21 protein-coding genes are annotated in these 24,870 nt (G+C 61.9%); 6 read left to right on the top strand and 15 right to left on the bottom strand.

Annotated elements, in window-relative coordinates; genetic code table 11:
• Positions 1-77: 77 nt before the first annotated feature.
• The 6 genes from C9990_RS02285 to C9990_RS02260 form a co-directional block, all read right to left on the bottom strand.
• Complete coding sequence (locus C9990_RS02285) at positions 78-710, bottom strand: sarcosine oxidase subunit gamma (protein ID WP_065904762.1); 633 nt, start codon at positions 708-710, stop codon at positions 78-80.
• Between the two features lie 132 nt (positions 711-842).
• Complete coding sequence (locus tag C9990_RS02280) at positions 843-3,860, bottom strand: sarcosine oxidase subunit alpha (RefSeq protein ID WP_106802443.1); 3,018 nt, start codon at positions 3,858-3,860, stop codon at positions 843-845.
• Positions 3,857-4,159, bottom strand: coding sequence for a sarcosine oxidase subunit delta (locus C9990_RS02275; RefSeq protein ID WP_065904766.1), 303 nt, complete (start codon positions 4,157-4,159; stop codon positions 3,857-3,859). The genes C9990_RS02280 and C9990_RS02275 overlap by 4 nt, the downstream gene beginning before the upstream one ends.
• A gap of 15 nt (positions 4,160-4,174) precedes the next feature.
• Positions 4,175-5,425, bottom strand: a complete 1,251-nt coding sequence (locus tag C9990_RS02270) for a sarcosine oxidase subunit beta (protein ID WP_003209185.1) — start codon at positions 5,423-5,425, stop codon at positions 4,175-4,177.
• A 22-nt stretch (positions 5,426-5,447) separates the two neighbouring features.
• Positions 5,448-6,701 (bottom strand): serine hydroxymethyltransferase, encoded by a 1,254-nt coding sequence (glyA, locus tag C9990_RS02265; protein ID WP_106802442.1) that lies wholly within the window; start codon positions 6,699-6,701, stop codon positions 5,448-5,450.
• Positions 6,702-6,876: 175 nt separating this feature from the next.
• Entirely contained in the window at positions 6,877-7,605 is a 729-nt protein-coding gene (locus C9990_RS02260) for a TraX family protein (protein WP_106802441.1), read from the bottom strand.
• A gap of 90 nt (positions 7,606-7,695) precedes the next feature.
• On the opposite strand from C9990_RS02260, the gene C9990_RS02255 reads away from it, so the two are divergent.
• The 3 genes from C9990_RS02255 (at position 7,696) to C9990_RS02245 (ending at position 9,753) form a co-directional block, all read left to right on the top strand.
• Entirely contained in the window at positions 7,696-8,736 is a 1,041-nt protein-coding gene (locus C9990_RS02255; protein WP_106802440.1) for a low specificity L-threonine aldolase, read from the top strand.
• Positions 8,737-8,930: 194 nt separating this feature from the next.
• Entirely contained in the window at positions 8,931-9,131 is a 201-nt protein-coding gene (locus C9990_RS02250) for a hypothetical protein (RefSeq protein WP_065904771.1), read from the top strand.
• An 88-nt stretch (positions 9,132-9,219) separates the two neighbouring features.
• A complete protein-coding gene (locus C9990_RS02245) occupies positions 9,220-9,753 on the top strand; it encodes a transposase (protein WP_106802439.1) in 534 nt (177 codons plus the stop codon).
• Between the two features lie 115 nt (positions 9,754-9,868).
• On the opposite strand, the gene gbcB is transcribed toward C9990_RS02245, so the two are convergent.
• Entirely contained in the window at positions 9,869-10,969 is a 1,101-nt protein-coding gene (gene gbcB, locus C9990_RS02240) for a glycine-betaine demethylase subunit GbcB (RefSeq protein ID WP_106802438.1), read from the bottom strand.
• 282 nt (positions 10,970-11,251) lie between these two features.
• Here gbcB and gbcA point away from each other — a divergent pair, with 282 nt between their 5' ends.
• Positions 11,252-12,547 carry a glycine-betaine demethylase subunit GbcA gene (gbcA, locus tag C9990_RS02230; RefSeq protein WP_065904777.1) on the top strand — a complete coding sequence of 432 codons (1,296 nt, stop codon included), beginning with the start codon at positions 11,252-11,254 and terminating at the stop codon, positions 12,545-12,547.
• Between the two features lie 895 nt (positions 12,548-13,442).
• Here the strand turns inward: gbcA and C9990_RS02225 are convergent.
• The 6 genes from C9990_RS02225 to C9990_RS02200 all read right to left on the bottom strand — a co-directional run bounded on the left by C9990_RS02225 (position 13,443) and on the right by C9990_RS02200 (position 21,338).
• Positions 13,443-14,213, bottom strand: coding sequence for an electron transfer flavoprotein subunit beta (locus C9990_RS02225; protein WP_106802436.1), 771 nt, complete (start codon positions 14,211-14,213; stop codon positions 13,443-13,445).
• A 10-nt stretch (positions 14,214-14,223) separates the two neighbouring features.
• A complete protein-coding gene (locus C9990_RS02220; RefSeq protein ID WP_106802435.1) occupies positions 14,224-15,444 on the bottom strand; it encodes an electron transfer flavoprotein subunit alpha/FixB family protein in 1,221 nt (406 codons plus the stop codon).
• Positions 15,444-17,384: a dimethylglycine demethylation protein DgcB gene (gene dgcB / locus C9990_RS02215; RefSeq protein ID WP_106802434.1), complete on the bottom strand. Its 1,941-nt coding sequence runs from the start codon at positions 17,382-17,384 to the stop codon at positions 15,444-15,446. The genes C9990_RS02220 and dgcB overlap by 1 nt, the downstream gene beginning before the upstream one ends.
• Before the next feature lie 155 nt (positions 17,385-17,539).
• Entirely contained in the window at positions 17,540-19,600 is a 2,061-nt protein-coding gene (gene dgcA / locus C9990_RS02210) for a dimethylglycine demethylation protein DgcA (protein ID WP_065904785.1), read from the bottom strand.
• Between the two features lie 16 nt (positions 19,601-19,616).
• Positions 19,617-20,147 carry a DUF5943 domain-containing protein gene (locus C9990_RS02205; protein ID WP_065904787.1) on the bottom strand — a complete coding sequence of 177 codons (531 nt, stop codon included), beginning with the start codon at positions 20,145-20,147 and terminating at the stop codon, positions 19,617-19,619.
• 213 nt (positions 20,148-20,360) lie between these two features.
• On the bottom strand, positions 20,361-21,338 hold the full coding sequence (locus C9990_RS02200; protein ID WP_065904789.1) for a dipeptidase: 978 nt from the start codon (positions 21,336-21,338) through the stop codon (positions 20,361-20,363).
• A gap of 218 nt (positions 21,339-21,556) precedes the next feature.
• Here C9990_RS02200 and C9990_RS02195 point away from each other — a divergent pair, with 218 nt between their 5' ends.
• Together C9990_RS02195 and C9990_RS02190 are read left to right on the top strand one after the other, a co-directional pair.
• A complete protein-coding gene (locus C9990_RS02195; RefSeq protein ID WP_034109800.1) occupies positions 21,557-21,958 on the top strand; it encodes a lysozyme inhibitor LprI family protein in 402 nt (133 codons plus the stop codon).
• Between the two features lie 41 nt (positions 21,959-21,999).
• Positions 22,000-22,416 (top strand): DUF3010 family protein, encoded by a 417-nt coding sequence (locus C9990_RS02190; protein WP_065904790.1) that lies wholly within the window; start codon positions 22,000-22,002, stop codon positions 22,414-22,416.
• A 123-nt stretch (positions 22,417-22,539) separates the two neighbouring features.
• Here C9990_RS02190 and C9990_RS02185 read toward each other — a convergent pair whose 3' ends face one another.
• Together C9990_RS02185 and C9990_RS02180 are read right to left on the bottom strand one after the other, a co-directional pair.
• The gene (locus C9990_RS02185) at positions 22,540-23,706 is read right to left on the bottom strand and encodes an AAA family ATPase (RefSeq protein WP_106802433.1); all 1,167 of its coding nucleotides are present in this window, start codon (positions 23,704-23,706) and stop codon (positions 22,540-22,542) included.
• A 68-nt stretch (positions 23,707-23,774) separates the two neighbouring features.
• Complete coding sequence (locus C9990_RS02180; protein WP_065904801.1) at positions 23,775-24,719, bottom strand: GlxA family transcriptional regulator; 945 nt, start codon at positions 24,717-24,719, stop codon at positions 23,775-23,777.
• Between the last annotated feature and the right edge of the window lie 151 nt (positions 24,720-24,870).

Raw genomic sequence — 24,870 nt, 5'->3', positions numbered from 1 at the left:
ATGGACGCTCTGCGTCCGCTCTTGGGACGCAGGGCGCCCCGGGATGCATTCCCACGCGGAGCGCGGGAACGATCATGTCAGGCTTGAACGTTGAGGCCGAATTCGGCCGAGGCATCCTGCAGCCACAACCACCAGTAGTCCGAGAAGCTGCGACGAATCACCAGCTCCCAGGTGTCTTCAGCGGTATGGCGGATAACCAGTTGCGACTTGGCGAACACCGTGCCCACCGCCTTGCCCACCGGGAAATTGTTGGGGTGTACGTCGTAGCTGGTGGACTTCATCAGCACGTCGCGCACATTCGGGCCGCTGAGCTCGAGGATCTGCTGGCCGCCGCTGACGTTGACGATCTGGATATGCAGCTCGCCCAGCGCCTCGCGCAAACTTTTCTCGGCGGCGAACTCTTCACCGCTCGGCACGACCAGTAGCCACTCATCCGGACCGAGCCATTGCAGGCTGGTTTCGCCGTTGACGATCACTTGCAGGGCGCCAGGCAACTCGATGCCCAGGGCCTTGTGCACGCCGGCGGCGAAGGCGGCATCGTGGCCATCGCCACGGATGGTCAGGTGGCCGAGGAGTTTCTTTTCACGCACGGTCACGCCGGCATTCTTGCGGCCCTTGCCGACCAAGCTGGCGAGGTCGGCATGGTGCAGCGACGACTCGGCCTTGGCGCCGGTGGTGGGGCGTTGTTGGTAAACATTGGCTGCTGTCATAAAGCACCTGTGTTGAATTTGATCGTTCCCACGCTCTGCGTGGGAATGCCGCCATGGACGCTCTGCGTCCGCTCTTTGGGCGCAGAGCGCCCCGGGATGCATTCCCACGCGGAGCGTGGGAACGATCAGGTGTCAGATGTTCTGGCGCTCGCCTTTCGGGTCAAAGAACACCGAAGACACAATCTCCGCCTCGATCACGCTGCCGTCGGCCTGCGGCGAAAACACCCGCTCGCCGATGCGCTTCAAGCCGCCCTTCACCACCGCCATCGCAAACGAATAACCCAGCGAGTTGTGCGCATAACTTGAGGTGACGTGGCCAACCATCTTCATCGGGATCGTCTGCTTCGGATCGAACACCAGTTGCGCACCTTCCGGCAGCCACACGTTCGGATCGATCGGCTTCAAGCCCACCAGTTGCTTGCGCTCTTCGCGCACGCAGTCTTCACGGTTCATCCCGCGCCAGCCGATCCACGAGAACGGCTTGGTGCGACCGACACACCAACCCATGTTCAGGTCGTCCGGGGTCATCGAGCCGTCGGTATCCTGGCCGACGATGATGAAGCCCTTCTCGGCCCGCAGCACGTGCATGGTCTCGGTGCCGTAGGGCGTGAGGTTGTACTTTTTGCCGGCCTCGACGATTTTCTCCAGCACACCCATCGCATAGTCGGCCTGCACGTTGACTTCGTACGACAGCTCACCGGTAAACGAGATGCGGAACACCCGCGCCGGCACACCGCCGACCAGGCCTTCCTTCCAGGTCATGAACGGGAAGCCGTCCTTGTCCAGGTCGATGTCGGTCACCTCACTCAACAGCTTGCGGCTGTTGGGACCAGACAGGGTCATGGTCGCCCAGTGGTCGGTGACCGAAGTGAAGTAAACCTTGAGGTCTGGCCACTCGGTCTGCTGGTAGATTTCCAGCCACTGCAGCACGCGCGCGGCGCCGCCGGTGGTGGTGGTCATCAGGAAGTGGTTGTCGGCGAGGCAGGCGGTGACGCCGTCGTCGAAGACCATGCCGTCTTCCTTGCACATCAGGCCGTAGCGCGCCTTGCCCACATCGAGCTTGGTCCACGCGTTGGTGTAAATGCGGTTGAGGAACTCACGCGCGTCCGGGCCCTGGATGTCGATCTTGCCGAGGGTGGATGCATCGAGCAGGCCGACACTGTCGCGCACGGCCAGGCACTCGCGCTTCACGGCGGCGTGCAGGTCTTCACCGTTACGCGGGAAGTACCACGGGCGTTTCCACTGGCCGACGTCTTCAAACTCGGCGCCGTTTTTCACGTGCCAGGCCTGCAACGCGGTGTAGCGCACCGGCTCGAAGATGTGCCCACAGTGGCGGCCCGCGACGGCGCCGAAGGTCACCGGCGTGTAGTTGGGACGGAACATGGTGGTGCCCATCTGCGGGATGGTCACGTTCAGCGAACGGGCGGCGATGGCCAGGCCATTGACGTTGCCCAGCTTGCCCTGGTCGGTGCCGAAGCCCAGCGCGGTGTAGCGCTTGACGTGCTCGACCGACTCGAAACCTTCGCGGGTCGCGAGTTCGATGGCGGCGGCGGTGACGTCATTCTGCAAATCCACAAACTGCTTGGGCGCCCGCGCGGTAGCTTTCTCATGGGGCACCTGGAACAACGCCAGTGTCGGCTCTTCCAGACGGATCAAGGCTTTCGGCAAGGTGCCTTCCACCGGCGCGAAACCGGCGTCGCTGGCCGCGCGCACGCCGCCTTCAAAACCATCCGCCAGGGAATCGCCGAGGCTGTAGACGCCGTTGATACCACCGACGCACACGCGCTTCTGCGGCGCTTCGCCCGGGACGAAGCCGAGGATGTCTTCACGCCAGGTCGGCTTGCCGCCCAGGTGCGAAGCCAGGTGGACCACCGGGCTGTAGCCGCCGGAGCTGGCGACCAGGTCGCAGTCCAGCCACTCGCCGGGGCTGGTGACTTTATGCGCCTTGACGTCGATGGCCGCCACGCGGGCGCCGGTCACGTGCTTGCTGCCACGGGCCTCGATCACGGCGCTGCCGGTGAGGATGCGAATGCCTTTGGCGCGGGCCTCTTCCACCAGCGCGCCGCGTGGGTTGTGACGCGCATCGGCCACGGCGACCACTTGCAGGCCAGCGTCGAACCAGTCCAGCGCCACGCGATAGGCGTGATCGTTGTTGGTCGACAGCACCAGCTTCTTGCCCGGTGCCACGCCGTAGCGGCGCACGTAAGTCGAGACCGCACCGGCGAGCATGTTGCCCGGCACGTCGTTGTTGCCGTACACCAGCGGGCGCTCGCACGCGCCGGTCGCCAGCACCACGCGCTTGGCACGCACACGGTGGATACGCTGGCGCACCTGGCCGATCGGCGCACGGTCGCCGAGGTGATCGGTAAGGCGCTCGTGAATGGTCAGGAAGTTATGGTCGTGGTAGCCGTTGACGGTCGCGCGAGGCAGCAGCACCACGTCCGGCAGGGCTTTCAACTCGGCGATGACGCTGGCAACCCACTCGGTGGCCGGCTTGCCGTCGAGGCTTTCGCGCGAATCCAGCAACGAGCCGCCGAACTCTTCCTGCTCGTCGGCGATGATCACGCGGGCACCGCTGCGCGCGGCGGCCAGTGCAGCGGCCAAACCGGCAGGGCCGGCGCCGACAATCAGCACGTCGCAGTGACGGTTCATGTTGTCGTAGGTGTCCGGATCATTCTCGGTCGGCGAGCGGCCCAGGCCGGCAGCCTTGCGGATGTACTTCTCGTACGTCATCCAGAACGACTGCGGGTACATGAAGGTTTTGTAGTAGAAACCCGGCGGCATCAGCTTGCCGCCGACTTTGCCGAGAATACCCATCATGTCGTTGTTGACGCTCGGCCAGCCGTTGGTGCTGGTGGCGACAAGGCCTTGGTACAGCGCCTGTTGGGTAGCGCGCACGTTGGGAATCTGGGTGGCTTCGGTGGCGCCGATCTGCAGCACCGCGTTCGGCTCTTCGGCACCGGCGGCAAAGATCCCGCGCGGGCGGGAATACTTGAAGCTGCGACCGATGATGTCGACGCCGTTGGCCAGCAGGGCTGCGGCCAGGGTGTCGCCTTCAAAGCCTTTGTAGCTCTGGCCATTGAAGCTGAAGCTCAGCACTTTGTTCCGGTCGATCCGGCCACCGTTGGACAGGCGATTGATCTGGCTCATACCTTCTCTCCAGAAGCCTTGGCGGTGAATTGCGGCTTGGTGCCTATCTTGTAGGTTTCAAGAATTTCGTAGGTCACGGTGTCGCGGGTGGCGTTGAAATACTGGCGGCACCCGGCGGCGTGGATCCACAGCTCGTGGTGCAGGCCACGCGGGTTATCGCGAAAGAACATGTAGTCGCCCCACTCTTCGTCGGTGCAGGCGTTCGGGTCCAGCGGGCGCGGGATATGTGCCTGGCCGGACGCGTGGAATTCCTCTTCGGAGCGCAGCTCAAAGCAGTGAGGACAGAAGATATGCAACATAGGGAATTTCTCCTGTTAGTGAGCGACGGCTGCAGCGCCGTGTTCATCGATCAACGCACCGTTGTGGAAACGGTCGATGGAGAAAGGCGCTGCCAGCGGGTGCATTTCACCCTTGGCGAGGCTGGCGGCAAACACGTTGCCTGAGCCCGGCGTGGCCTTGAAGCCACCGGTGCCCCAACCGCAGTTGAAGAACATGTTCGGGACCGGGGTCTTGGAGATGATCGGGCAGGCGTCCGGCGTGGTGTCGACGATGCCGCCCCATTGGCGGTTCATGCGCACGCGCGACAGCACCGGGAACATCTCGACGATGGCCTGGATGGTGTGTTCGATCACCGGGTAAGAGCCGCGCTGGCCGTAGCCGTTGTAGCCGTCGATCCCCGCGCCGATCACCAGGTCGCCCTTGTCGGACTGGCTGATGTAGCCGTGCACGGCGTTGGACATGATCACGCTGTCGATGATCGGCTTGATCGGCTCCGACACCAGCGCTTGCAACGGGTGGGATTCGATCGGCAGGCGAAAGCCCGCGAGCGAAGCCATGTGCCCGGAATTACCGGCGGTGACCACGCCGACGCGCTTGGCGCCGATGAAGCCCTTGTTGGTTTCCACGCCGATGCACACGCCGTTTTCCTTGCGGAAACCGATCACTTCGGTCTGCTGGATCAAGTCCACGCCGAGTGCATCAGCGGCGCGGGCAAAGCCCCAGGCCACGGCATCGTGACGGGCCACACCGCCGCGCCGTTGCACGGTGGCGCCCATTACCGGGTAGCGGGTATTTTTCGAGCAGTCGAGGTACGGGATCTCATCGGCCACTTGCTTGGCGTTGAGCAGTTCGCCGTCCACGCCGTTGAGGCGGTTGGCACTCACGCGGCGCTCGGAATCTCGGATGTCCTGCAGGGTGTGACACAGGTTGTAGACGCCACGCTGGGAGAACATCACGTTGTAGTTCAGGTCCTGGGACAAACCTTCCCAGAGCTTCATCGCGTGTTCGTAGAGGTGCGCCGACTCGTCCCACAGGTAGTTGGAACGCACGATGGTGGTGTTGCGCGCGGTGTTACCGCCGCCCAGCCAGCCTTTCTCGACCACGGCCACGTTGGTGATCCCGTGTTCCTTGGCCAGGTAGTAGGCGGTCGCCAGACCATGCCCGCCACCGCCGACGATGACCACGTCGTAGACCTTTTTAGGGGTCGGCGTGCGCCACATCTTCTGCCAGTTTTCGTGGTGGCTGAGTGAGTGCTTGAAGAGGCCGAAGCCCGAGTAGCGTTGCATAGTCATTACTCCAAAACCGCGCTCAGCGATAAACCGGGAAATCAGCGCACAGGGCAGACACGTGCTTGGCCACGTTGGCCTCGACGTCGGCGTCGCCGAGGTTGTCGAGGATGTCGCAGATCCAGCCGGCCAGTTCGATGCACTGCGGCACTTTGAAACCACGCGTGGTCACCGCCGGGGTGCCGATACGCAGGCCCGAGGTCACGAACGGCGACTGCGGGTCATTCGGCACGGCGTTCTTGTTGACGGTGATGTGGGCGCGACCGAGGGCGGCATCCGCCTCTTTGCCGGTGAGGCCCTGGCGGATCAGGCTGACCAGGAACAAGTGGTTGTCAGTGCCGCCGGACACCACATCGTAGCCCCGCTTGATAAACACCTCGGCCATGGCCTGGGCGTTGTCGATGACCTGTTGCTGGTAGGCCTTGAAGCCGGGCTCCAGCGCTTCCTTGAAGCACACGGCCTTGCCGGCGATCACGTGCATCAGCGGGCCGCCCTGGGCGCCGGGGAATACCGCGGAGTTGAGTTTTTTCTCAATCTCTTCGTTGGACTTGGCCAGGATCAAACCGCCGCGCGGGCCGCGCAGGGTCTTGTGGGTGGTGGTGGTGACCACATCAGCGTACGGCAGCGGGTTCGGGTACAGGCCAGCGGCAACCAGGCCGGCGACGTGGGCCATGTCGACGAACAGCAGCGCCCCGACCTTGTCGGCAATCTGGCGAAAACGGGGGAAATCCAGGGTCTTGGAGTACGCGGAGAAACCGGCGACGACCATCTTCGGCTTGTGCTCCACCGCCAGGCGCTCGACTTCGTCGTAGTCGATCAGGCCGGTGTCGGTGTTGATGCCGTATTGCACCGCGTTGTACAGCTTGCCCGAGGACGACACCTTGGCGCCGTGGGTCAGGTGACCACCGTGGGCCAGGCTCATGCCGAGGATGGTGTCACCGGCGTTCAGCAGCGCCAGGTACACCGCGCTGTTGGCGGACGAGCCGGAGTGCGGCTGCACGTTGGCGTAATCGGCGCCGAACAGTTGCTTGGCGCGTTCGATCGCCAGGACCTCGACCTTGTCCACGTGCTCGCAGCCGCCGTAGTAGCGCTTGCCCGGGTAGCCTTCGGCGTATTTGTTGGTGAGGCCGCTGCCCTGGGCTTCCATCACGCGTTTGCTGGTGTAGTTCTCCGACGCGATCAGCTCGATATGATCTTCCTGGCGCTGCTCCTCGGCATTCATGGCCGCCAGCAGTGCGTCGTCATATCCCTGGATCTGGTCTTTTTTGCTGAACATCGCGTCTCTCCCAGCCTTTCGTATTGTTGAGGCCCTCGCAGGGCCCTTTGATGCGATGGTAGGGCTGGCGCCCGCAGGTCAAATGCCTACGGACGCCACGCAAAGGTGCGTTTACGACATTAGATGAGCGACACGAAACAAATGTGGGAGCGGGCTTGCTCGCTCCCACAGGGGGTTAGGCGATGATCTGGCGGACGAGTAACAGCAGCAGGAAATGCAGGGGATAGAGGACATAAGCCCAACGCCGCATGGCCGGTGGCGAGACGTTTTTGGCACGTCGCAACAGAAACAGACCAGCCAATGGCGCAATCAGGCATGTTGCCAATCCCATTAACGCCACCAGCGTGCCGCTGCTGAGCAGGATCTCCCATTGATTGGCAGCCACGCATACCAGGCCTGGCAATATGCTGAAATACCATGTCCGGCGGAACACCACGAGCATCGCCAGCGGCAGCACGACGCCAAAGAAACCGAACATGAGTTGGGTCGAAAATACGCCGGCGACAACTAACGCAATCAGCGCCAATCCTCGATCAACCAGCGCCTTCTGCTGCCATCCTCGGGCAACCAGCAGACCCAACGCAAGGGTCGGCAGCACGTTCAACGTATCGGCATCGTCGATAAACAGACGGTACGGCACTTCACTGATCACGCTGAACAGCAGCAACCAACCCAGGTAGCGCCATTGGCCCGTCACCGGCGCGCCCTTGACCCGATGCAAATTCGCCGCAATCGCCAGGCAAAACCACGGGAACGCCAGGCGTCCCGGTACGTACAACCCATCCAGGCTCAGCCCGACATAACGCAGGTGATCAAGCACCATGCACAGCAGCGCCAGCCACTTGAGCAGGTCCAGGGCGCCATCACGGACGCGTCTGACAGGAATCGTTTCAGTGCCGTGCATAATTCCCCAGTGACTTTGCATTTACAGTGCGTGCGCACGCCCGACAATCTTGGTTACAGTGCGCACCAACATCGACCACAGGAATGGGCCATGACCGACAAGAGCCAACAATTCGCCAGCGACAACTATTCGGGCATCTGCCCGGAAGCCTGGGCCGCCATGGAACAAGCCAACCAGGGCCATCAACGCGCCTACGGCGATGATGAATGGACCCATCGCGCCGCCGACGGTTTCCGCAATCTGTTTGAAACCGACTGCGAAGTGTTCTTCGCCTTCAACGGAACTGCAGCCAACTCGCTGGCGCTGTCCTCGTTGTGCCAGAGCTACCATAGCGTGATTTGCTCGGAAACCGCCCACGTCGAAACCGACGAATGCGGCGCGCCGGAGTTTTTCTCCAACGGCTCCAAGCTGCTCACCGCGCGCACCGAAAACGGCAAGCTGACCCCGGAATCGATCCGTGAGATCGCCCTCAAGCGCCAGGACATCCACTACCCGAAACCGCGCGTGGTCACCCTGACCCAAGCCACCGAAGTCGGCAGCGTGTACACCCCGGAAGAAATCCGCGCGATCAGCGTTACCTGCAAGGAGCTGGGCCTGAACCTGCACATGGACGGCGCACGCTTCTCCAACGCCTGCGCGTTCCTCGGCTGCTCGCCGGCCGACCTGACCTGGAAAGCCGGGGTCGACGTGCTGTGCTTTGGCGGGACCAAGAACGGCATGGCGGTGGGCGAAGCGATCCTGTTCTTCAACCACAAACTGGCCGAAGACTTCGACTACCGCTGCAAACAGGCCGGCCAGCTGGCGTCGAAAATGCGCTTCCTCTCCGCGCCGTGGGTGGGCCTGCTGGAAAACGACGCCTGGCTCAAACACGCACGCCATGCCAACCACTGCGCGCAGCTGCTGAGCAGCCTGGTGGCAGACATTCCGGGTGTGGAATTGATGTTCCCGGTACAGGCCAACGGCGTGTTCCTGCAACTCTCGGAACCGGCCATCACCGCACTCACGGCCAAGGGCTGGCGCTTCTACACCTTCATCGGCAAAGGCGGTGCGCGCTTCATGTGTGCGTGGGATACCGAAGAAGAGCGCGTAAGAGAATTGGCTGCGGATATTCGGGAAGTGATGAACGCTTAACGTAGGAAAAAGGCCAGCGAATACTGGCCGAATGCCGAGACTGTTTTTTGATATTTCTGACAGCAGCGAACCCGCTTTTCGTTGACTAGCCTCTTGGAACCCGGAAGGAAAAGGCCGCTGCAGCGACCTCCTTTCGGGTATCACCGCCTGCCGAACAATCGGCCGGATATGGAACTCCAGCAGAGGACTACACCATGGAATATCAAAACAACACTAACAACCTGCAAGGCGACGGGACCATCAGCACCACCGTCATTGATTGGGATGAGTTTCGCAAATACGCAAAAGTCGGTGACACCATCCGCGAACCATCCAGGACCTTGCGGATCTACGACAAAGTCTACGAATTGACAGCATCAGGCCAGCACTTCGTCGTGCATATCTATGCCCAGTAACCTCTAACTGATCGTTCCCACGCTCTGCGTGGGAATGCTGCCCGTGACGCTCCGCGTCCAGGCCACAGCACGATTCAAGGATGAATTGATGGCCAGAAGTCGTTACACCATTACCGAACCTGAAAAGCCACACTTCCTGACTTTCACCGTCATGGAATGGCTACCGCTATTTACCCGCGACTACCTCGTCGGCCATCTATTGAGCTGCTGGCGCTATCAACAAACCCACGAACATCTCAATCTCTACGGCTACGTAGTCCTCGAAAACCATCTGCACTGCATCGCTCAGGCGTCGGATCTTGGAAGGTGCGTCGCTCAATTCAAATCGTTCACAGCCCGAACTATTATCGACGACTTGCATAGCCGAGGAGCTGAACGAGTGTTGCAGCGCCTGCGCTTCAGCAAACGAGCCCACAAGGCAGATCGGGCTTATCAGCTATGGCAGGAGGGCTCACACGCCGAACTGGTGTACAGCGAATCAGTGATGCGCCAAAAACTTGATTACATTCACCACAACCCGGTAAAGCGCGGCTATGTGGACTTGGCGGAACACTGGCGATATTCCAGTGCCCGCAACTATGCAGGACAAGAAGGTTTGATCGAGATTCAGCGCTGGACCTGATCATTCCCACGCTCTGCGTGGGAATGCAGCCCGTGATGCTCGGCGTCATACAGCGGGACGCGGAGCGTCCAAGGAGGCGTTCCCACGCGGAGCGTGGGAACGATCAGGATGAGGGTCAGAACTCGATGCGCACATCACCCTTGGGCACACTGCAGCACGACAGGATGTAGCCCTCGGCTTCGTCTTCCTCGGTGATCCCGCCGTTGTGGTCCATCTCGACCTCCCCGCCCAGCTTCATCACTTTGCATGTTCCGCAGATGCCCATGCCGCAGGCCTTGGGGATCAACAGCCCAAGCTTGGCCGCCGCTGCGTGGACGGTTTCGCCAGGCGCCACGCGAATGCTCTTGCCCGAGGCAATGAACTCCACCTGGTGCAGGTCCGCCAGGTCGATTTCCGGTGCCTCGGCCGCTTGTTCGGCTTGCTCCACCGCATCGGCGCGCGCTTCCGGCGGCGTCGCGCCGAAGGATTCCTCGTGGTAGCGCGCCATGTCGAAACCGGCAGCTTCCAGCAGGCGCTTCACTGCGTTCATATAAGGCGTGGGGCCGCAGCAGAATACTTCGCGCTCCAGGAAGTCGGGCACCATCAGCTCGAGCATCTTGTGGTTCAAGTAGCCGCGATAACCGGCCCAGGGTTCGCCCAGCCCGTGTTTCTCGCAGATCAGGTGCAGGCTGAAGTTGTCGATCCGCGACGCCATGTGTTCCAGCTCGCGGTGGTAGATGATGTCCTTGGGCGAACGGGCGCTGTGGATAAACGTCATGTCGACGTTGGCGTTGGTGTCGTAGAACCAGCGCGCCATGGACATCACCGGGGTAATCCCCACGCCACCGCTGAGGTACAGCACTTTCGGGCTCGGGAAGTCGATGGCATTGAACAACCCCACCGGACCGTGCACCGCCAGTTCCTGGCCTTCATGCAGGGTGTCGTGCAGCCAGTTGGACACACGCCCACCCGGCACGCGCTTGATGGTCACCGAGAAGCTGTAAGGCACCGACGGTGAACTGGAAATGGTGTAGGAGCGCATGATCGGCTGGCCGTCGATTTCCAGCTCCAGGGTCACGAACTGGCCCGGCTTGAAAAAGAACAGGATCGGCTGGTCGGCCATGAAGCAGAAGGTGCGCACGTCCCAGGTTTCCTGGATGACTTTGACGCAACGGACGATGTGTCGACCATTGGCCCAGGTCTGGGTGGTGACCGGATTCAGGAAGCTGTTGGACATGCTGTTCTCCGTAGCCGTGTGTCGGCCTGATGGTGGCGATTCTGCGTAACGCGAGAACCACCCATTTACCTATCTGCGACATTCACATACTTATCGCGACCAGCCCCCATACCACGGGGGTTGCGCGTCGGGATCAGAGTGGGCCATGTCGCTCATGGATAAGGTTCGGGGCATCGGCGGCCCCACACTCGCTCCCAACAACGACGCTTTCTTTACGCCTTGCACAGCAACAACCGTAGCCACTTATCCCGGCCACACAGAATGGCCATGAGGACACACACGATGGACGTCACCGCAACCCTGAGCTTGGGCGATCCGCTGGAACCCGCACGCAAGGCCACCGCGCAAATGCTGCAAGAGCGCGAGCGCACCTTCTCGCTGCCGCAGCCGTTCTACTCTGACGAGCGGCTGTTCGATATCGACATGCAGGAGATCTTCCAGAAAGAATGGTTGATCGCCGGCATGACCTGCGAAATCCCTACCAAGGGCAACTACCTGACCCTGCAAGTGGGCAAGAACCCGATCATCGTGATCCGTGGCGCCGAAGGCGTCGTGCATGCGTTCCATAACGTGTGCCGCCACCGGGGCTCGCGCCTGTGCACCAGCGATAAGGGCAAGGTCGCCAAACTGGTGTGCCACTACCACCAATGGACCTACGAGCTGGACGGCCGCCTGCTGTTCGCCGGCACCGAGATGGGCGCCGACTTCGATATGAAGCAGTACGGCCTCAAGCCAGTGAACGTGAAGACCGCCGGCGGCTACATCTTCATCAGCCTGGCCGAGAATCCGCCAGCCATCGATGACTTCCTGTCGACACTCAATCACTACATGGAACCGTACGACATGGAGAACACCAAGGTGGCGGTGCAAACCACCTTGATGGAAAAAGCCAACTGGAAACTGGTGCTGGAAAACAACCGCGAGTGCTACCACTGCAATGCGTCGCACCCGGAGCTGTTGAAAACCCTGCTGGAATGGGACGACGTCACCGACCCGCGCGCCGACCAGGCCTTCAAGGACCACGTCGCCGCCTCGGCCGCCGCCTGGGATGCCGAGAAAATCCCTTACGCCCACGCCAGCTTCGGCCTGCGCAACCGTATCGTGCGCATGCCTTTGCTCAAGGGCACCGTGTCGATGACCCTGGACGGCAAGCAGGGCTGCGCCAAGCTCATGGGCCGCATCAAGAACCCCGACCTGGGCTCGATGCGCATCCTTCACTTGCCGCACTCGTGGAACCACTGCATGGGCGACCACATCATCGTGTTCACCGTGTGGCCGATCAGCGCCCAGGAAACCATGGTCACCACCAAGTGGATCGTGCACAAGGACGCCGTCGAAGGCGTGGACTACGACGTGGAGCGCATGCGCCAGGTGTGGGACGCCACCAACGACCAGGACCGGCGCCTGGCCGAAGAGAACCAGCGCGGCATCAACTCCACGGCCTACCAGCCAGGACCGTACTCGAAGACCTATGAATTTGGCGTGGTGAACTTCGTGGACTGGTACAGCGAGCGCATGCTCAACAACCTGGGGGCGGCGCCCGCGCCTTACCTCAAGGGCGTTGCGGTTCACGAGTAACTGACACACCACAGATAAAAATGTGGGAGCGGGCTTGCTCGCGAAAGGGGTGGATCAGCCAGTAAATTGTACGACTGGCACACCGCTTTCGCGGGCAAGCCCGCTCCCACTTTTAGTCCCTCGCAGTGATCAATAATTGATCACTCCCCCTACACCCCTTTACCACTGTGCCCTCCAGCCTTTACCCAACAACTTATCCACAAAGCCACCCACAGCAATTGTGGGCAACTGCGCAACCCGCCCAAAATTAACTGAAGAAAATCCGTGACTTATTCAAGCTCACGGTTCTCGAGACACATTGATCACTTATTGACCAATCCTTTGCAAGCCACATAATCCGTGGTCTGCAGCGGTACGCAAACACCTTATCCACAAAAGCACCAACAGACTTTGTGGGCAACTTTGCCAGCGCTGTGGAAAACCGCTTCAAACCTTCATAAACCGGGGTATCCAGGCTCACACAGCCGGTAATACAGCCTAATTGATCATATTTCGATCAACCACCTGAAAGCCCCTGTTTATATGGCCTGCAGCCGATAGCGAACATCTTATCCACAGAAGCGCCAACAGACTTTGGGGGAAAGTCTGTGGACAGAGAGGCGCTGAATAAGAGAAAAACCCAAGGAAAAACCGTCAGTTAGGCTGGTTGTTTTTCATACAGAGGGCTACAGGGCTTGATTTGCAGGGGGTGTGGACAACCGCGAACAGGTTATCCACAGGTGGATCAACAGGGATTGTGGGTAATCCTCCAGGCGCGCCGCAAAAACACCGGCCCAGCCGGCTTTTCTGTGGGAGCGGGCTTGCCCGCGATGCAGGCGACCCGGTCCAGGGCAAGACCGCGATGAGGCCATCGCAGGCAAGCCAGCTCCCACACAGGCCTCGTACCCCCCTTGGATCAGCGCACGACGCCTTCTTCGATGAGCAGCTTGAGAATGGCCTGGGCGCCCTCTTCGGCGCTCACGCCCTTGAGCACTTGCCCGCCGCCGCCGCTGGCCTTGGCCGTGGCCGCCTTCATGCGGTCGGCGCCACTCTTGGCCTTGATCACCTTGAGGCGCTTGGGCCGTGGCTTGGCCGGCTGCAACAGCGCGCCGGTGAATAACTCGTCCTGCTCGACCTCAACCTCATGGGCCGCCAGCTCGCCGCGTTGCGCGGGGCCATAGGCGCTTTGTCGTGGCTTGGGCGCGGCGTTATCCACAGTCGCCAGGAACGGCAGGCGTACCTTCAGGCGGCGCCGCTGGCCACGGGGCAAGGCTTGCAGCACGTGGGCCACGCCGCCATCAATGGACTCCACCTGCGCCAGGCCGACAATCAGCGGCCAGCCCAATTGCTCGGCCAGCAGGAACGGCAACATTCCCGAGCCTTCGCCGGTTTCGGCCTGGCTGCCGGTGAGCACCAGCTGGGCGCCGGCCTCGCGCAAATAATCACTGAGCACCGGCAAGGCATCAGCGCCGGCCGGTTGTTCGAGCACGTGCAGCTGTGGCAACCCCATGCCCAGGTAGCTGCGCAAGGTCGGCTCGTGGATATCGCCGGCGTGCAGCACCTGCAATTTGTCCCCCGCCATCTGCAGGCCCAACTCGACCGCGCGCGCGTCCTGTTCGGCGCGACGTGGGCGGCCGGAGGTCGGGTGGGCGCCAATGGACACCAGGCTGATTACATTCGTGGTCATGGCCATATCCTTAAGCCGCATCGCGCTTGGCGCCGTTGCGGTATGTCTGCACCGCATCGATCAAGGCTTGCAGAATCGCGGCGCTTTCGCCGATTACCGACAGGTCGGCACGCTTGATCATGTCGCAGCCGGCGTCGAGGTTGATCGCCACCACCTTGTCGCAGGCACCGATACCTTGCAGGTGTTGGATCGCCCCGGAAATCCCCACGGCCACGTACACCCGCGCCGTCACCCAGGTGCCACTGGCGCCGACCTGGCGATCGCGGGCCATAAAGCCATCGTCCACCGCCACGCGCGATGCGCCTTCGGTGGCGCCCAATGCAGCGGCGGTCTGGTGGAAGAGCGCCCAGTCCTTCACGCCATTGCCGCCAGAGAAAATGAATTCGGCCTCGGCCATCGGAATCGCTGCCGGGTCCACCGCCACCGCGCCGAGGTCTTCGATGCGCGGCAGGCTGCGCGCCAGGCTTGTGGATAACTCCACGGGCAACACTTCGTGGCGGGTCTCGCTGACCGGCTCGGCGCACTCGGCGGCGGCCAGGATCAGGCGCGGCAGCGGTCGCGCCAAGTCCTCCTGGCCCGCCCCGGCGCGGCCGATGCACTCCTGGCCCTTGATCTGCCACACCCGCGTGGCCGGGCGTTCCTTGAGGCTGGCGGCAAAACGCCGACCCAACTCACCGCCACCGCTGCGACTGTCGGGCAGCAACCAATGGCGCGGGTTGAACTGGTTATCCACAGCACGCAGGCCCTGCACGCGTTGTTCCGGTGCATAACCGTCGAATTCGTGGCCGTCGAGCACGAGCAGGCGATCCACCCCGGCCGTGGCAAAGGCGCTTTCCTTGTGCTCGCCAAACACCACCGCCAGCACCGCGCCGTCACTGCCGGCAAGTTGCCGCGCGAGGCCGAGCAGGTCGCGGTCGTGGCTGCTCAGGCGGCCGCCGACCATGTCCGGCACCACGTTGATGTAGAACGCCGGCGCAGGCACCTGGTGCAGCGGCAACTGCACCTGCACCGCCGCCGTACGCTTGGCCGCGCCGCCCTGCTGGGCGCCGCTGCGGTCGATGCGCTTGATGCCGTTGGGGCCGATGAACCCGACACCGTGGACGTTTTTGCGAATCACACCGTTAGGCCCCATCCAGCTGTGTTGCGCCGGCTGCATCGCTGCATGCAGCGGGTGCAGGCGGTTGCGGGCGATCCATTCGGCCCGTGGGTCGCGGCGGATAATGTCGCTCATCAGTGCACCTCCGCAGGTTCGCGTTTCAGGGTCTTGGCCGGTGCGGCGTCTTCAAGCAACGCGTCAGCCACCAGTTCGGCGATGTCCTTGATCATCGGGCGCGGTTCGACCACACCTTCCAGCATCGCAGTGCATTGCGGACAGCCCACGGCGACCAGCTCGGCGGCGGTTTCGCGGATGTCCTCCATGCGCATATCGGGGATACGTTGCTTGCCGGGGATGTCGGTGATCGGCGCACCACCGCCGCCGCCGCAGCAGCGTGAACGGAAGCCCGAGCGTTGCATCTCCTTGACCTCGATGCCCAGCGCGCGCAGTACCTGGCGCGGCGCCTCGTATTCGCCGTTGTAGCGCCCCAGGTAGCACGGGTCGTGATAGGTCACGCTGTTGCCCTTGTGCTGGCCCAGGTTCAGCGCGCCGTCGCCGATCAACTCGGCCATGAAGGTGCTGTGGTGCTGCACCACGTAGTCACCGTTAAAGGCGCCGTACTCATTTTTCAGCACATGGAAACTGTGCGGGTCGCAGGTGACGATGCGCTTGAAGCTGTACTTGGCCAGGGTCTGGATATTGCGCGTCGCCAGCAGTTGGAAGGTGGCTTCATCGCCGAGACGGCGGGCCACGTCGCCGCTGTCGCGCTCTTCGAGGCCGAGCACGGCGAAGTCGACCTTGGCGGCCTTGAGCACTTTGACGAAAGCCCGCAGGGTGCGCTGGTTACGCATGTCGAATGCGCCGTCGCCGACCCAGAACAGCACGTCGGCGCGGCCTTTGTCGCTGAGCAGTGGCAGGTTCAAATCCGCCGCCCAGTTCAGGCGTCCGCCCGGAGCAAAGCCGCCGGGGTTGTCGGTGGCGATCAGGTTTTCCAGGACCTCGGCGCCCTTGTTCGGCGTGGCGCCTTTTTCCAGAGTGAGGTGGCGGCGCATGTCGACGATGGCGTCCACGTGCTCGATCATCATCGGGCACTCTTCCACGCAGGCGCGGCAGGTGGTGCAGGACCACAGGGTCTCGGCGTCCACCAGGCCATTGACAATCGGTTGGTGCGGGTTACCGCTGTGTTCGCCGACAGGCTTGCCGGGATAAGGGCTGCCGGCGAACTTGGCATCGGTGCCGCCGGCCAGGCCGACCACCATGTCCTGGATCAGCTTTTTCGGGTTCAGCGGCTGGCCGGCGGCGAATGCCGGGCACGCGGCTTCGCACTTGCCGCACTGCACGCAGGCGTCGAAGCCGAGCAGTTGGTTCCAGGTGAAATCCTTGGGTTTTTCCACCCCCAATGGCGCGGTCTTGTCGCTGAGGTCCAGCGGCTTCAAACCGGTGGAGCGGCCGCCACCGAAGCGCTCGGCCCGGCGGTGCCAGGCCAGGTGCAAGGCGCCCGCGAAGGCGTGTTTCATCGGGCCGCCCCAGGTCATGCCGAAGAACATTTCGGACACGCCCCACAGCACGCCAAGGCTCAGCAGCGCAGCGAGCAACCAGCCGCCGAAGTCCGCCGGCAGGATCCCGGCCACCGGCAACGTCACCAGGAAGAAACTCACCGAAAACGCCATCAGGCTTTTCGGCAGGCGCATCCACGGGCCTTTGGACAGCCGCGCAGGCGGGTTGCGCCGACGCAGGTAGACGAACGTGGCACCGACAAACATCAACACCGAAGCCAGCAGCAAGGCGTAACCCAGGATGCGGTTATGCAGGCCGAACCCATGCACCAGGATCGCCAGCAACGCCGAGAGCACAAATCCCAGGGCGGTGGCGACGTGGGTGTTGGCGATGTATTTGTCACGGGCGACCACGTGGTGCAGGTCGACCATGTAGCGCTTGGGCATGGCCAGCAGGCCGCCCAGCAGGTCGACTTTGGATGCACGGCCACGACGCCACATGTTCACCCGGCGCAGGGCGCCGAGGACGGCGAGGCCTATCGCTGCGAACAAAAGAACAGGAAGCAAGGTGTTCAACATGGTGAAGCTCCCACAGACCACATAGGCCTAATGTGGGAGCGGGCTTGCTCGCGAAGGCGGTGAATCAGCCACCGGATGCATCGACTGACACACCGCTTTCGCGAGCAAGCCCGCTCCCACATTTTTGACCGAGTCCACATTGGTTCGGTGTTGGGTCAGAAATCCTTGCACAGGCGCAGGGCGTCATAGATCGCGGCGTGGGTATTGCGCTGCGCCACACAGTCACCGATGCGGAACAGCAAGTACCCTTCACCCGCCTCGCTCAAACACGGCTGCGGCTTGATCGCGAACAGGGCTTCGATGTCCATCTGGCCCTTGTTGCGCGAGCCGGCTTTCAACCCGTAATAGAGTTCTTCATCCGGGCGCACGCCGTTCTCGACCACCACCTGGTCGACCACCCGCTCCTCTTTGGCGCCGGTGTATTCGTTCTCCAGCACCGCCACCAGCTTGTCGCCTTCGCGGTAGACCTTTTCCAGCATCATGTCGCCGGTCATGATCACTTCCTTGGGGTACATGCTGCGGTAGTAGGTCGGGAACGACGTACCGCCGACGGCCACGCCCGGCTTGATGTCGTCGGTGACGATCTCGACCTGGCTGCCCTTGTCCGCCAGGAAATCCGCCACCGACATGCCGGTGAATTCGCAGATGGTGTCGTACACCAGCACGTTCTTGCCCGGCGCAACCTTGCCGTCGAGCACGTCCCAGCTGCTGACCACCAGGCCTTCGGCTGCGCCCCAGTGTTCGTTCTGTTCCAGGAACGGATGCCCGCCGACGGCCAGCACCACCACATCCGGGCGCAGGTCGAGGATCGCGTCGGCATTCGCCGCCACGCCCAGGCGCAGGTCCACGTTCAGGCGCGCCAACTCCAGCTGGAACCAGCGGGTGATGCCGGCGATCTGGTCGCGTTGCGGGGCTTTGGAAGCGGTGGTGATTTGCCCACCGATAAAGTCTTTCTTCTCGAACAGGGTCACGTCGTGGCCCCGTTCTGCAGCCACCCGTGCGGCTTCCATCCCCGCCGGGCCGGCACCGACCACCACGACTTTGCGTTTGGGCCCGGTGGACTTCTCGATGATGTGCGGCACGCCCATGTACTCACGGGACGTCGCAGCGTTCTGGATGCACAGCACATCCAGGCCCTGGTACTGGCGGTCGATGCAGTAGTTGGCGCCGACGCACTGCTTGATCTGGTCGACCTGGCCCATCTTGATCTTGGCGATCAGGTGCGGGTCGGCGATGTGCGCACGGGTCATGCCGACCATGTCGACGTAGCCGCCTTCCAGAATCCGCGTGGCCTGGTTCGGGTCCTTGATGTTCTGCGCGTGCAGCACCGGGGCCTTGACCACTTCCTTGATACCGGCCGCCAGGTGCAGGAACGGCTCCGGTGGATAACTCATGTTGGGGATCACGTTGGCCAGGGTGTTGTGGGTGTCGCACCCCGAGCCGACCACGCCGATGAAGTCGAGCATGCCGGTGTCGTCGTAATACTTGGCGATCTGCTTCATGTCCTCGTGGGACAGGCCGTCCGGGTGGAATTCATCGCCACACAAACGGATGCCGACGCAGAAATCCGGACCGACTTCCTTGCGCACCGCCTTCAACACTTCCAGGCCGAAGCGCATGCGGTTTTCAAAGCTGCCGCCCCATTCGTCGGTACGCTTGTTGACCCGCGGGCTCCAGAACTGGTCGATCATGTGCTGGTGCACCGCCGACAGTTCCACGCCGTCCAGGCCACCGGCCTTGGCGCGTGCCGCCGCCGTGGCGTAGTTGCCGATCACACGCCAGATTTCTTCCGGCTCGATGGTCTTGCAGGTCGCACGGTGCACCGGCTCGCGGATGCCCGAGGGCGACAGCAGGGTCGGCCAATGCTCGCCGTCCCAGCGCGAGCGGCGGCCCATGTGGGTAATCTGGATCATGATCTTGGCGCCATGCTTGTGCATGGCATCGGCCAGGTTTTGAAAGTGCGGGATGATGCGGTCGTCGGCCAGGTTCACCGATTTCCACCAGCCTTGCGGGCTGTCGATGGCCACACTGGAAGACCCGCCGCAGATCGCCAGGCCGATCCCGCCCTTGGCTTTCTCTTCGTAGTACTTCACATAGCGGTCGGTGGTCATGCCGCCGTCGGTGGCATACACCTCGGCGTGGGCGGTACTGAGCACGCGGTTGCGAATGGTCAGTTTGCCGATCTGGATCGGCGCGAACATTGCTTCGAAAGCCATGGCAGGGTTCCTCGACTTACAACGGCTTGACGGTGAACAGGCCGTCGTCGTGGCCCTCTTCGGAGCCGCCGTAGACTTGCTCGGCTACCGTGCGAATGCTGCTGCCGCGTGCCTGCAGGATCTGGTCCATCGCGCCGGCAAACCAGCCGGTGAACATGTAGTCGACCTTGCGCCCGACCTTGCCGTACACGTAGACAAACGCCGAGTGTTCGAGCTTGACGCTGGCCGTGCCTTTGTCGAGGTCGATGTCCTGGATCTTGAACAGGCCCCAGCCACGTTGCGACAGGCGCTTCATGTAGTGCTCGAACACCGCGACGCCTTCCAGGCCGTGGCATTCGGCTTCTTTTTCACACCAGTGCCAGGCGGATTTGTAGCCGGCCTTGTAGAGGATCTCGGCATAGGCCTCGGCGCCCAGCACTTCTTCGATACCGATGTGGTTGTTGACGAAGAAATGGCGCGGCACGTACAGCATCGGCAGGGCGTCGGAGGTCCAGACACCGGTTTCGCTGTCGACTTCGATAGGCAATTGCGGGGCGATCTTGGCCATGGAAACTTAACTCCAGAAAATTCGTTTTCAGTGCTTAGCAAAGCTTTTGCTTTGCTCTTATAAACAAGCCGTGTGAATGACTTTGGAGCCGTAGCGAGCACGTCGAGAGCAAGGAAGGACCGGAGCGACAAGCGAGGCAGTACGGGACGTACGGCGAGTTTGGCGCGAGGACCTGACGCAGCTATCGGCGAGCGGAGTAGGCTCCGGAGTTATTCACTCGCCCCAAACGTCCTTCAAGACGTTGACCCAGTTCTCGCCCATGATCTTGCGCACCACGCGCTCGCTGTGGCCGCGCTTGAGCAGGGTCTCGGTGAGGTTGGGGAACTCGCCCACGGTGCGGATGCCCAGCGGATTGATGATCTTGCCGAAGCTGGTCAGGCGGCGGGCGTAGCCCTTGTCATGGGTCAGCATTTCGAAGAAATCCTGGCCATGGCCCTGGGTGAAGTCGGTGCCGATGCCGATGGCATCTTCGCCGACGATGTTCATGGTGTACTCGATGGCTTCGGCGTAGTCGTCGATGGTCGAGTCGATGCCCTTGGCGAGGAACGGCGCAAACATGGTCACGCCGACAAAACCGCCATGGTCGGCAATGAACTTGAGTTCTTCATCGGACTTGTTGCGCGGGTGCTCTTTCAGGCCGGAAGGCAGGCAGTGGGAGTAGCACACCGGTTTTTTCGATTCGAGGATGACTTCTTCGGAAGTCTTGGAGCCGACGTGGGACAGGTCGCACATGATGCCGACGCGGTTCATTTCGGCGACCACCTCGCGTCCGAAGCCCGACAGGCCGCCATCGCGTTCGTAGCAGCCGGTACCCACCAGGTTCTGGGTGTTGTAGCACATCTGCACCACACCGACGCCGAGCTGCTTGAAGATCTCGACATAGCCCAACTGGTCTTCAAACGCATGGGCGTTCTGGAAGCCGAAGATGATGCCGGTCTTGCCCTGCTCCTTGGCCTTGCGGATGTCAGCGGTGGTTTTCACCGGGATCACCAGGTCGCTGTTCTCGCGGATCAGGGTCTGGCTGGCGACGATGTTGTTGATCGTGGCCTGGAACCCTTCCCACACCGACACGGTGCAGTTGGCGGCGGTGAGGCCACCTTTGCGCATGTCCTCGAACAGGTCGCGGTTCCACTTGGCAATAATCAGCCCGTCGATAACGATGCTGTCGGCGTGCAATTCGGCTGGGCTCATCAGGCGTCCCCTTATTGGCGATTCATGCGCCGAATCGTCTGCCGGCGCTTTGGGGCCAGCATATGCCCAGGGCAAACCCGAGCCGGGTGCAAAAACGACAGGGGAATTGCCGAAAGCGTCAATCCGCGACAAAGGCTGTTAAGAGGTGTCTGACTGGCGGCTGTTATTTGTCTTACGCTTGAGCCAGAATTCCGCATCACCTGATATGAGACGGCGCAATGAAATCGATTTTCCTGGCTTTGGCACTCATCGCAACCGGCGTCCACGCGGCCGAAGACACCGACAGCACGCCGTGCGATGGCATCGAAAACGACAAGCAAACCCTGGAATGCGCCACCTACAACAAAACCACCGCCGAACAGCTGCTCAAGGATAACTACCAGGGCCTGCTGGAACGCATGGGTTCGACCTATGGCAGCGACAAGACCAAACTCGCCGACATTACCGCTCGTCTGAAGGATGCCCAGCAAAAGTGGGAAAAACTGCGTGACGCCGACTGCGCCGTGGACACCTTCCCAGCGGTGAACGGGACCAAGGCCTACGCGATTGCGCAAAATGACTGCCTGGCACGGATGAGTGATGAGCGGTCGGAGTTTTTGGAGTCGATCGGGCAGGAATAAGCGACAATCCCCGTCACTTTCCTCTTGAATCAAGGCTACTCATGACTCTCTGCGGCATCGAAATCAAAGGCAGCGAAGCCATCATCGCCGTTGCCTCCCTGGATAACCAGGCGCTGGCCCACATCGCCCTGGCCACCAAGAAAATCGCGCTTGAAGACGACGATGAAGCCGCCAACGTCAAAGCCTTTGCGGCACAGGTGAAGGCGTTCGTGCAGGCCAACGCCATCACCCGGATCGCGATCAAGAAGCGCAGCAAAAAAGGCGAGTTCGCCGGCGGCCCGACCACGTTCAAGATCGAAGGCGTGTTTCAGTTGCTGGAGGGGGTTGAAGTGACGCTGCTGTCGCCGCAGACCATCAATGCACAGAACAAGAAACACAACTTCGAGCTGCCGGCCTCGTTGAACAAGTATCAGCATGAAGCCTATAAGGCGGCGTGTTCGGCCCTGCTGAAGAAGTAAGCCACACACCAACCCCCTGTAGGCGCTGGCTTGCCGGCGATGGCGGTTTGCCAGATAACGCTGCATGCCTGATCGACCGCTATCGCAGGCAAGCCAGCTCCCACATTTGACCCGCGTTGCCCTTCAGCGCTTGCGCAGCAGCCAATCGCCGAAGGTTTTGTCCTCCAGCGCATAGCCGCCCCGGCTCGACTTCCACACCAGTTCCTTGTCGCGCAGGGCATCGATACAGGCCTGAATCGTCTGGGTGCCCGGCACCACATCGCTGCCCATGGCTTCCAGCGCCTTGCTCACCGCCGTGAGGGTGCTGTCGGTGAACGGCGCAAAGGGTTCGTTGTTCTGCGAGCGCTGCACCATGACCTCGAGCACGGCTCGCTGGGGGACGGTGAGGTTGTTCCAGGCACTTTCGAATTCCGTCCACACGCCGGCACGCAGAAATTCGGCGCGACTGTGCAGCAACTGGCCCAGGTTGCTCGCTTCGCCCAGCTCCAGCGCCACTTCGCCAATAATGGTGCGCAGCATTTCGGGGCGACGGCCTACCAGCTCGAAGGCGTCATCAATGTCGGCGGCGTTGAACTGATTGGTTTTAGCCAAATGTGCGTTGAGGTGCGCGGTGTAGGCTCGCGTGAACTCTTTGCCGAGCAACGGGAACGGCGTGATGCTGGAGCCGAAGAACGGCTGACTCTTGCCCAGCACCAAATGGGCCAGCTTGTCGCGGTTGGAACCGGTGAACACCAGGTGCAAACCGCTGCCCTCCTCGTCACGCCCTTGGTTGAGCTGGTCCCGGGCGGCTTTCAGCGCGAACATCGCATTGATGCCTGACTCGGTGGTCAAGGCGTGCTGTGCTTCATCAATCACCAGCACAACGGGTTTTTCCGCAGCACGGTGGAGCAATTCCAAGGCTTGGGTCAGCGTCGCACCGACGGGCAATTGTGGCTTGGTGAAATCCCAGGACAGGGTACGCAGGAAGCTTAATTTCTCGATGCCAATGTTCTTGGCCAGCTTGCGAATGCCCTTTTCATAGGGCACCAGCGCGGCGGCGATTGCACTGGCGATCAACTCCGCAGGGTCTTTCTCTTTGTCGGCCCACAGATCGACATACACCGCCAGCCAACCGCGCAGCTGGCACTCCGGGATCAGGTCTTCACGCAAAAACGTACTTTTGCCCGTGCGACGCGGCGCTGCTAGAAACAGGCCCGAGGTGAAATCCTGGATGCCGGCCCCCACCAGGCCATCGGCAATGCTGCTGGCCAGGGCGGGACGGCGGAATACAAAGCCGCTGTGCTTGGACATGGTTTTATACTCAATTATGCAAAGGACTATAAATTATAGTAGCGAGTATAATCGTCTATAATTGGCCGTCAAACCGCCTCCCGTCGCCGGTCCTCCCGCGGACATTTCGCAAACCGCGCCCGATAACTCCGGGTGAAGTACGACGGCGACTCAAACCCGCAGGCAATGCTCACTTCCAGCACGCTCATATCGCTCTGGCGCAGCAGTTGCCGAGCTTTTTCCAGGCGCAGGCCGAGGTAGAAGTTGCTCGGTGTGTCGTTCAGGTGCAGGCGAAACAAGCGCTCCAGCTGGCGCCGCGTGACCTTGATCGCCTCCGCCAGGGCCAGGGTGCTCAGGGGCGGTTCGGTGTGCTGCTCCATTTCGCCGATCACCTGCACCAACTTCTTGTTGTTGATGCCATAGCGCGTGGCGATCTGCATGCGCTGGTGGTCCTTGCGTGGGCGAATACGCCCGAGCACGAATTGCTCGGAGACCTGGATCGCCAGGTCCGGGCCGTGGGCCTGGGCGATCAGGTCGAGCATCAGGTCGATGGAAGCGGTGCCGCCGGCGCAGGTGATGCGTCGGCGGTCGATCTCGAACAGCTCCTGGGTCACGGTGAGCTGTGGATAAGATTCCTTGAAGGCGTCGATGGCTTCCCAGTGCAGGGTCAGCCGGTGGCCGTCGAGCAAACCGGCTTCGGCCAGCACACACGCGCCGGTGTCGATGGCGCCGAGGGTCACGCCATCGTGGTCGAGGCGACGCAGCCAGTGCTCCAGCGCAGGCGTGGCGAACTGCAGCGGCTCGAAGCCGGCCACCACCAGCAGCGTCGCGCCTTTTTTCAGGGGTTCCAGCGCGGCATCGGCGTTGACCGACATGCCATTGCTCGCCAGTACCGCCCCTCCATCGGCGCTCAGTATGTGCCAGCGGTACAGCTCACCACGAAAGCGGTTGGCGACCCGCAGTGGCTCCAACGCGGAGATAAAACCGATGGCCGAGAAACCCGGCATCAGCAGAAAGTAGAAATCCTGGGACATGGTGGCGCTCTCGTCGGACGGGCAGCGTGGCACTGTGATACTCCCGTTCATGGGCGGATTCAAGGGGGCAGGTCGCTGCAGTGCAAGAGCGAGTCGCCGCCGTGCGTTTTCTCGACCTGCAAGCTGCGTAACTTGGCCTCACGGCGCACAA

Source organism: Pseudomonas sp. S5D5, from assembly GCF_003013355.1.
Classification (GTDB): domain Bacteria; phylum Pseudomonadota; class Gammaproteobacteria; order Pseudomonadales; family Pseudomonadaceae; genus Aquipseudomonas; species Aquipseudomonas aylmerensis.
Note: the sequence above shows the minus strand (reverse complement) of the source record. Positions and strands in the feature narration are given on the sequence as shown.

Bases quoted from the DNA above. Each gene is read 5' to 3' on its own strand.
- C9990_RS02200 (WP_065904789.1), bottom strand. From the start codon at position 21,338: ATGAGCCCAGCCGAATTGCACGCCGACAGCATCGTTATCGACGGGCTG.
- C9990_RS02245 (WP_106802439.1), top strand. From the start codon at position 9,220: ATGGCCAGAAGTCGTTACACCATTACCGAACCTGAAAAGCCACACTTC.
- C9990_RS02190 (WP_065904790.1), top strand. From the start codon at position 22,000: ATGACTCTCTGCGGCATCGAAATCAAAGGCAGCGAAGCCATCATCGCC.
- C9990_RS02220 (WP_106802435.1), bottom strand. From the start codon at position 15,444: ATGAGCGACATTATCCGCCGCGACCCACGGGCCGAATGGATCGCCCGC.
- C9990_RS02195 (WP_034109800.1), top strand. From the start codon at position 21,557: ATGAAATCGATTTTCCTGGCTTTGGCACTCATCGCAACCGGCGTCCAC.
- C9990_RS02205 (WP_065904787.1), bottom strand. From the start codon at position 20,147: ATGGCCAAGATCGCCCCGCAATTGCCTATCGAAGTCGACAGCGAAACC.
- gbcA (WP_065904777.1), top strand. From the start codon at position 11,252: ATGGACGTCACCGCAACCCTGAGCTTGGGCGATCCGCTGGAACCCGCA.
- gbcB (WP_106802438.1), bottom strand. From the start codon at position 10,969: ATGTCCAACAGCTTCCTGAATCCGGTCACCACCCAGACCTGGGCCAAT.
- C9990_RS02275 (WP_065904766.1), bottom strand. From the start codon at position 4,159: ATGTTGCATATCTTCTGTCCTCACTGCTTTGAGCTGCGCTCCGAAGAG.
- C9990_RS02255 (WP_106802440.1), top strand. From the start codon at position 7,696: ATGACCGACAAGAGCCAACAATTCGCCAGCGACAACTATTCGGGCATC.
- C9990_RS02185 (WP_106802433.1), bottom strand. From the start codon at position 23,706: ATGTCCAAGCACAGCGGCTTTGTATTCCGCCGTCCCGCCCTGGCCAGC.
- C9990_RS02180 (WP_065904801.1), bottom strand. From the start codon at position 24,719: ATGTCCCAGGATTTCTACTTTCTGCTGATGCCGGGTTTCTCGGCCATC.
- glyA (WP_106802442.1), bottom strand. From the start codon at position 6,701: ATGTTCAGCAAAAAAGACCAGATCCAGGGATATGACGACGCACTGCTG.
- C9990_RS02285 (WP_065904762.1), bottom strand. From the start codon at position 710: ATGACAGCAGCCAATGTTTACCAACAACGCCCCACCACCGGCGCCAAG.
- C9990_RS02250 (WP_065904771.1), top strand. From the start codon at position 8,931: ATGGAATATCAAAACAACACTAACAACCTGCAAGGCGACGGGACCATC.
- C9990_RS02270 (WP_003209185.1), bottom strand. From the start codon at position 5,425: ATGCAACGCTACTCGGGCTTCGGCCTCTTCAAGCACTCACTCAGCCAC.
- dgcA (WP_065904785.1), bottom strand. From the start codon at position 19,600: ATGGCTTTCGAAGCAATGTTCGCGCCGATCCAGATCGGCAAACTGACC.
- dgcB (WP_106802434.1), bottom strand. From the start codon at position 17,384: ATGTTGAACACCTTGCTTCCTGTTCTTTTGTTCGCAGCGATAGGCCTC.
- C9990_RS02225 (WP_106802436.1), bottom strand. From the start codon at position 14,213: ATGACCACGAATGTAATCAGCCTGGTGTCCATTGGCGCCCACCCGACC.
- C9990_RS02260 (WP_106802441.1), bottom strand. From the start codon at position 7,605: ATGCACGGCACTGAAACGATTCCTGTCAGACGCGTCCGTGATGGCGCC.
- C9990_RS02280 (WP_106802443.1), bottom strand. From the start codon at position 3,860: ATGAGCCAGATCAATCGCCTGTCCAACGGTGGCCGGATCGACCGGAAC.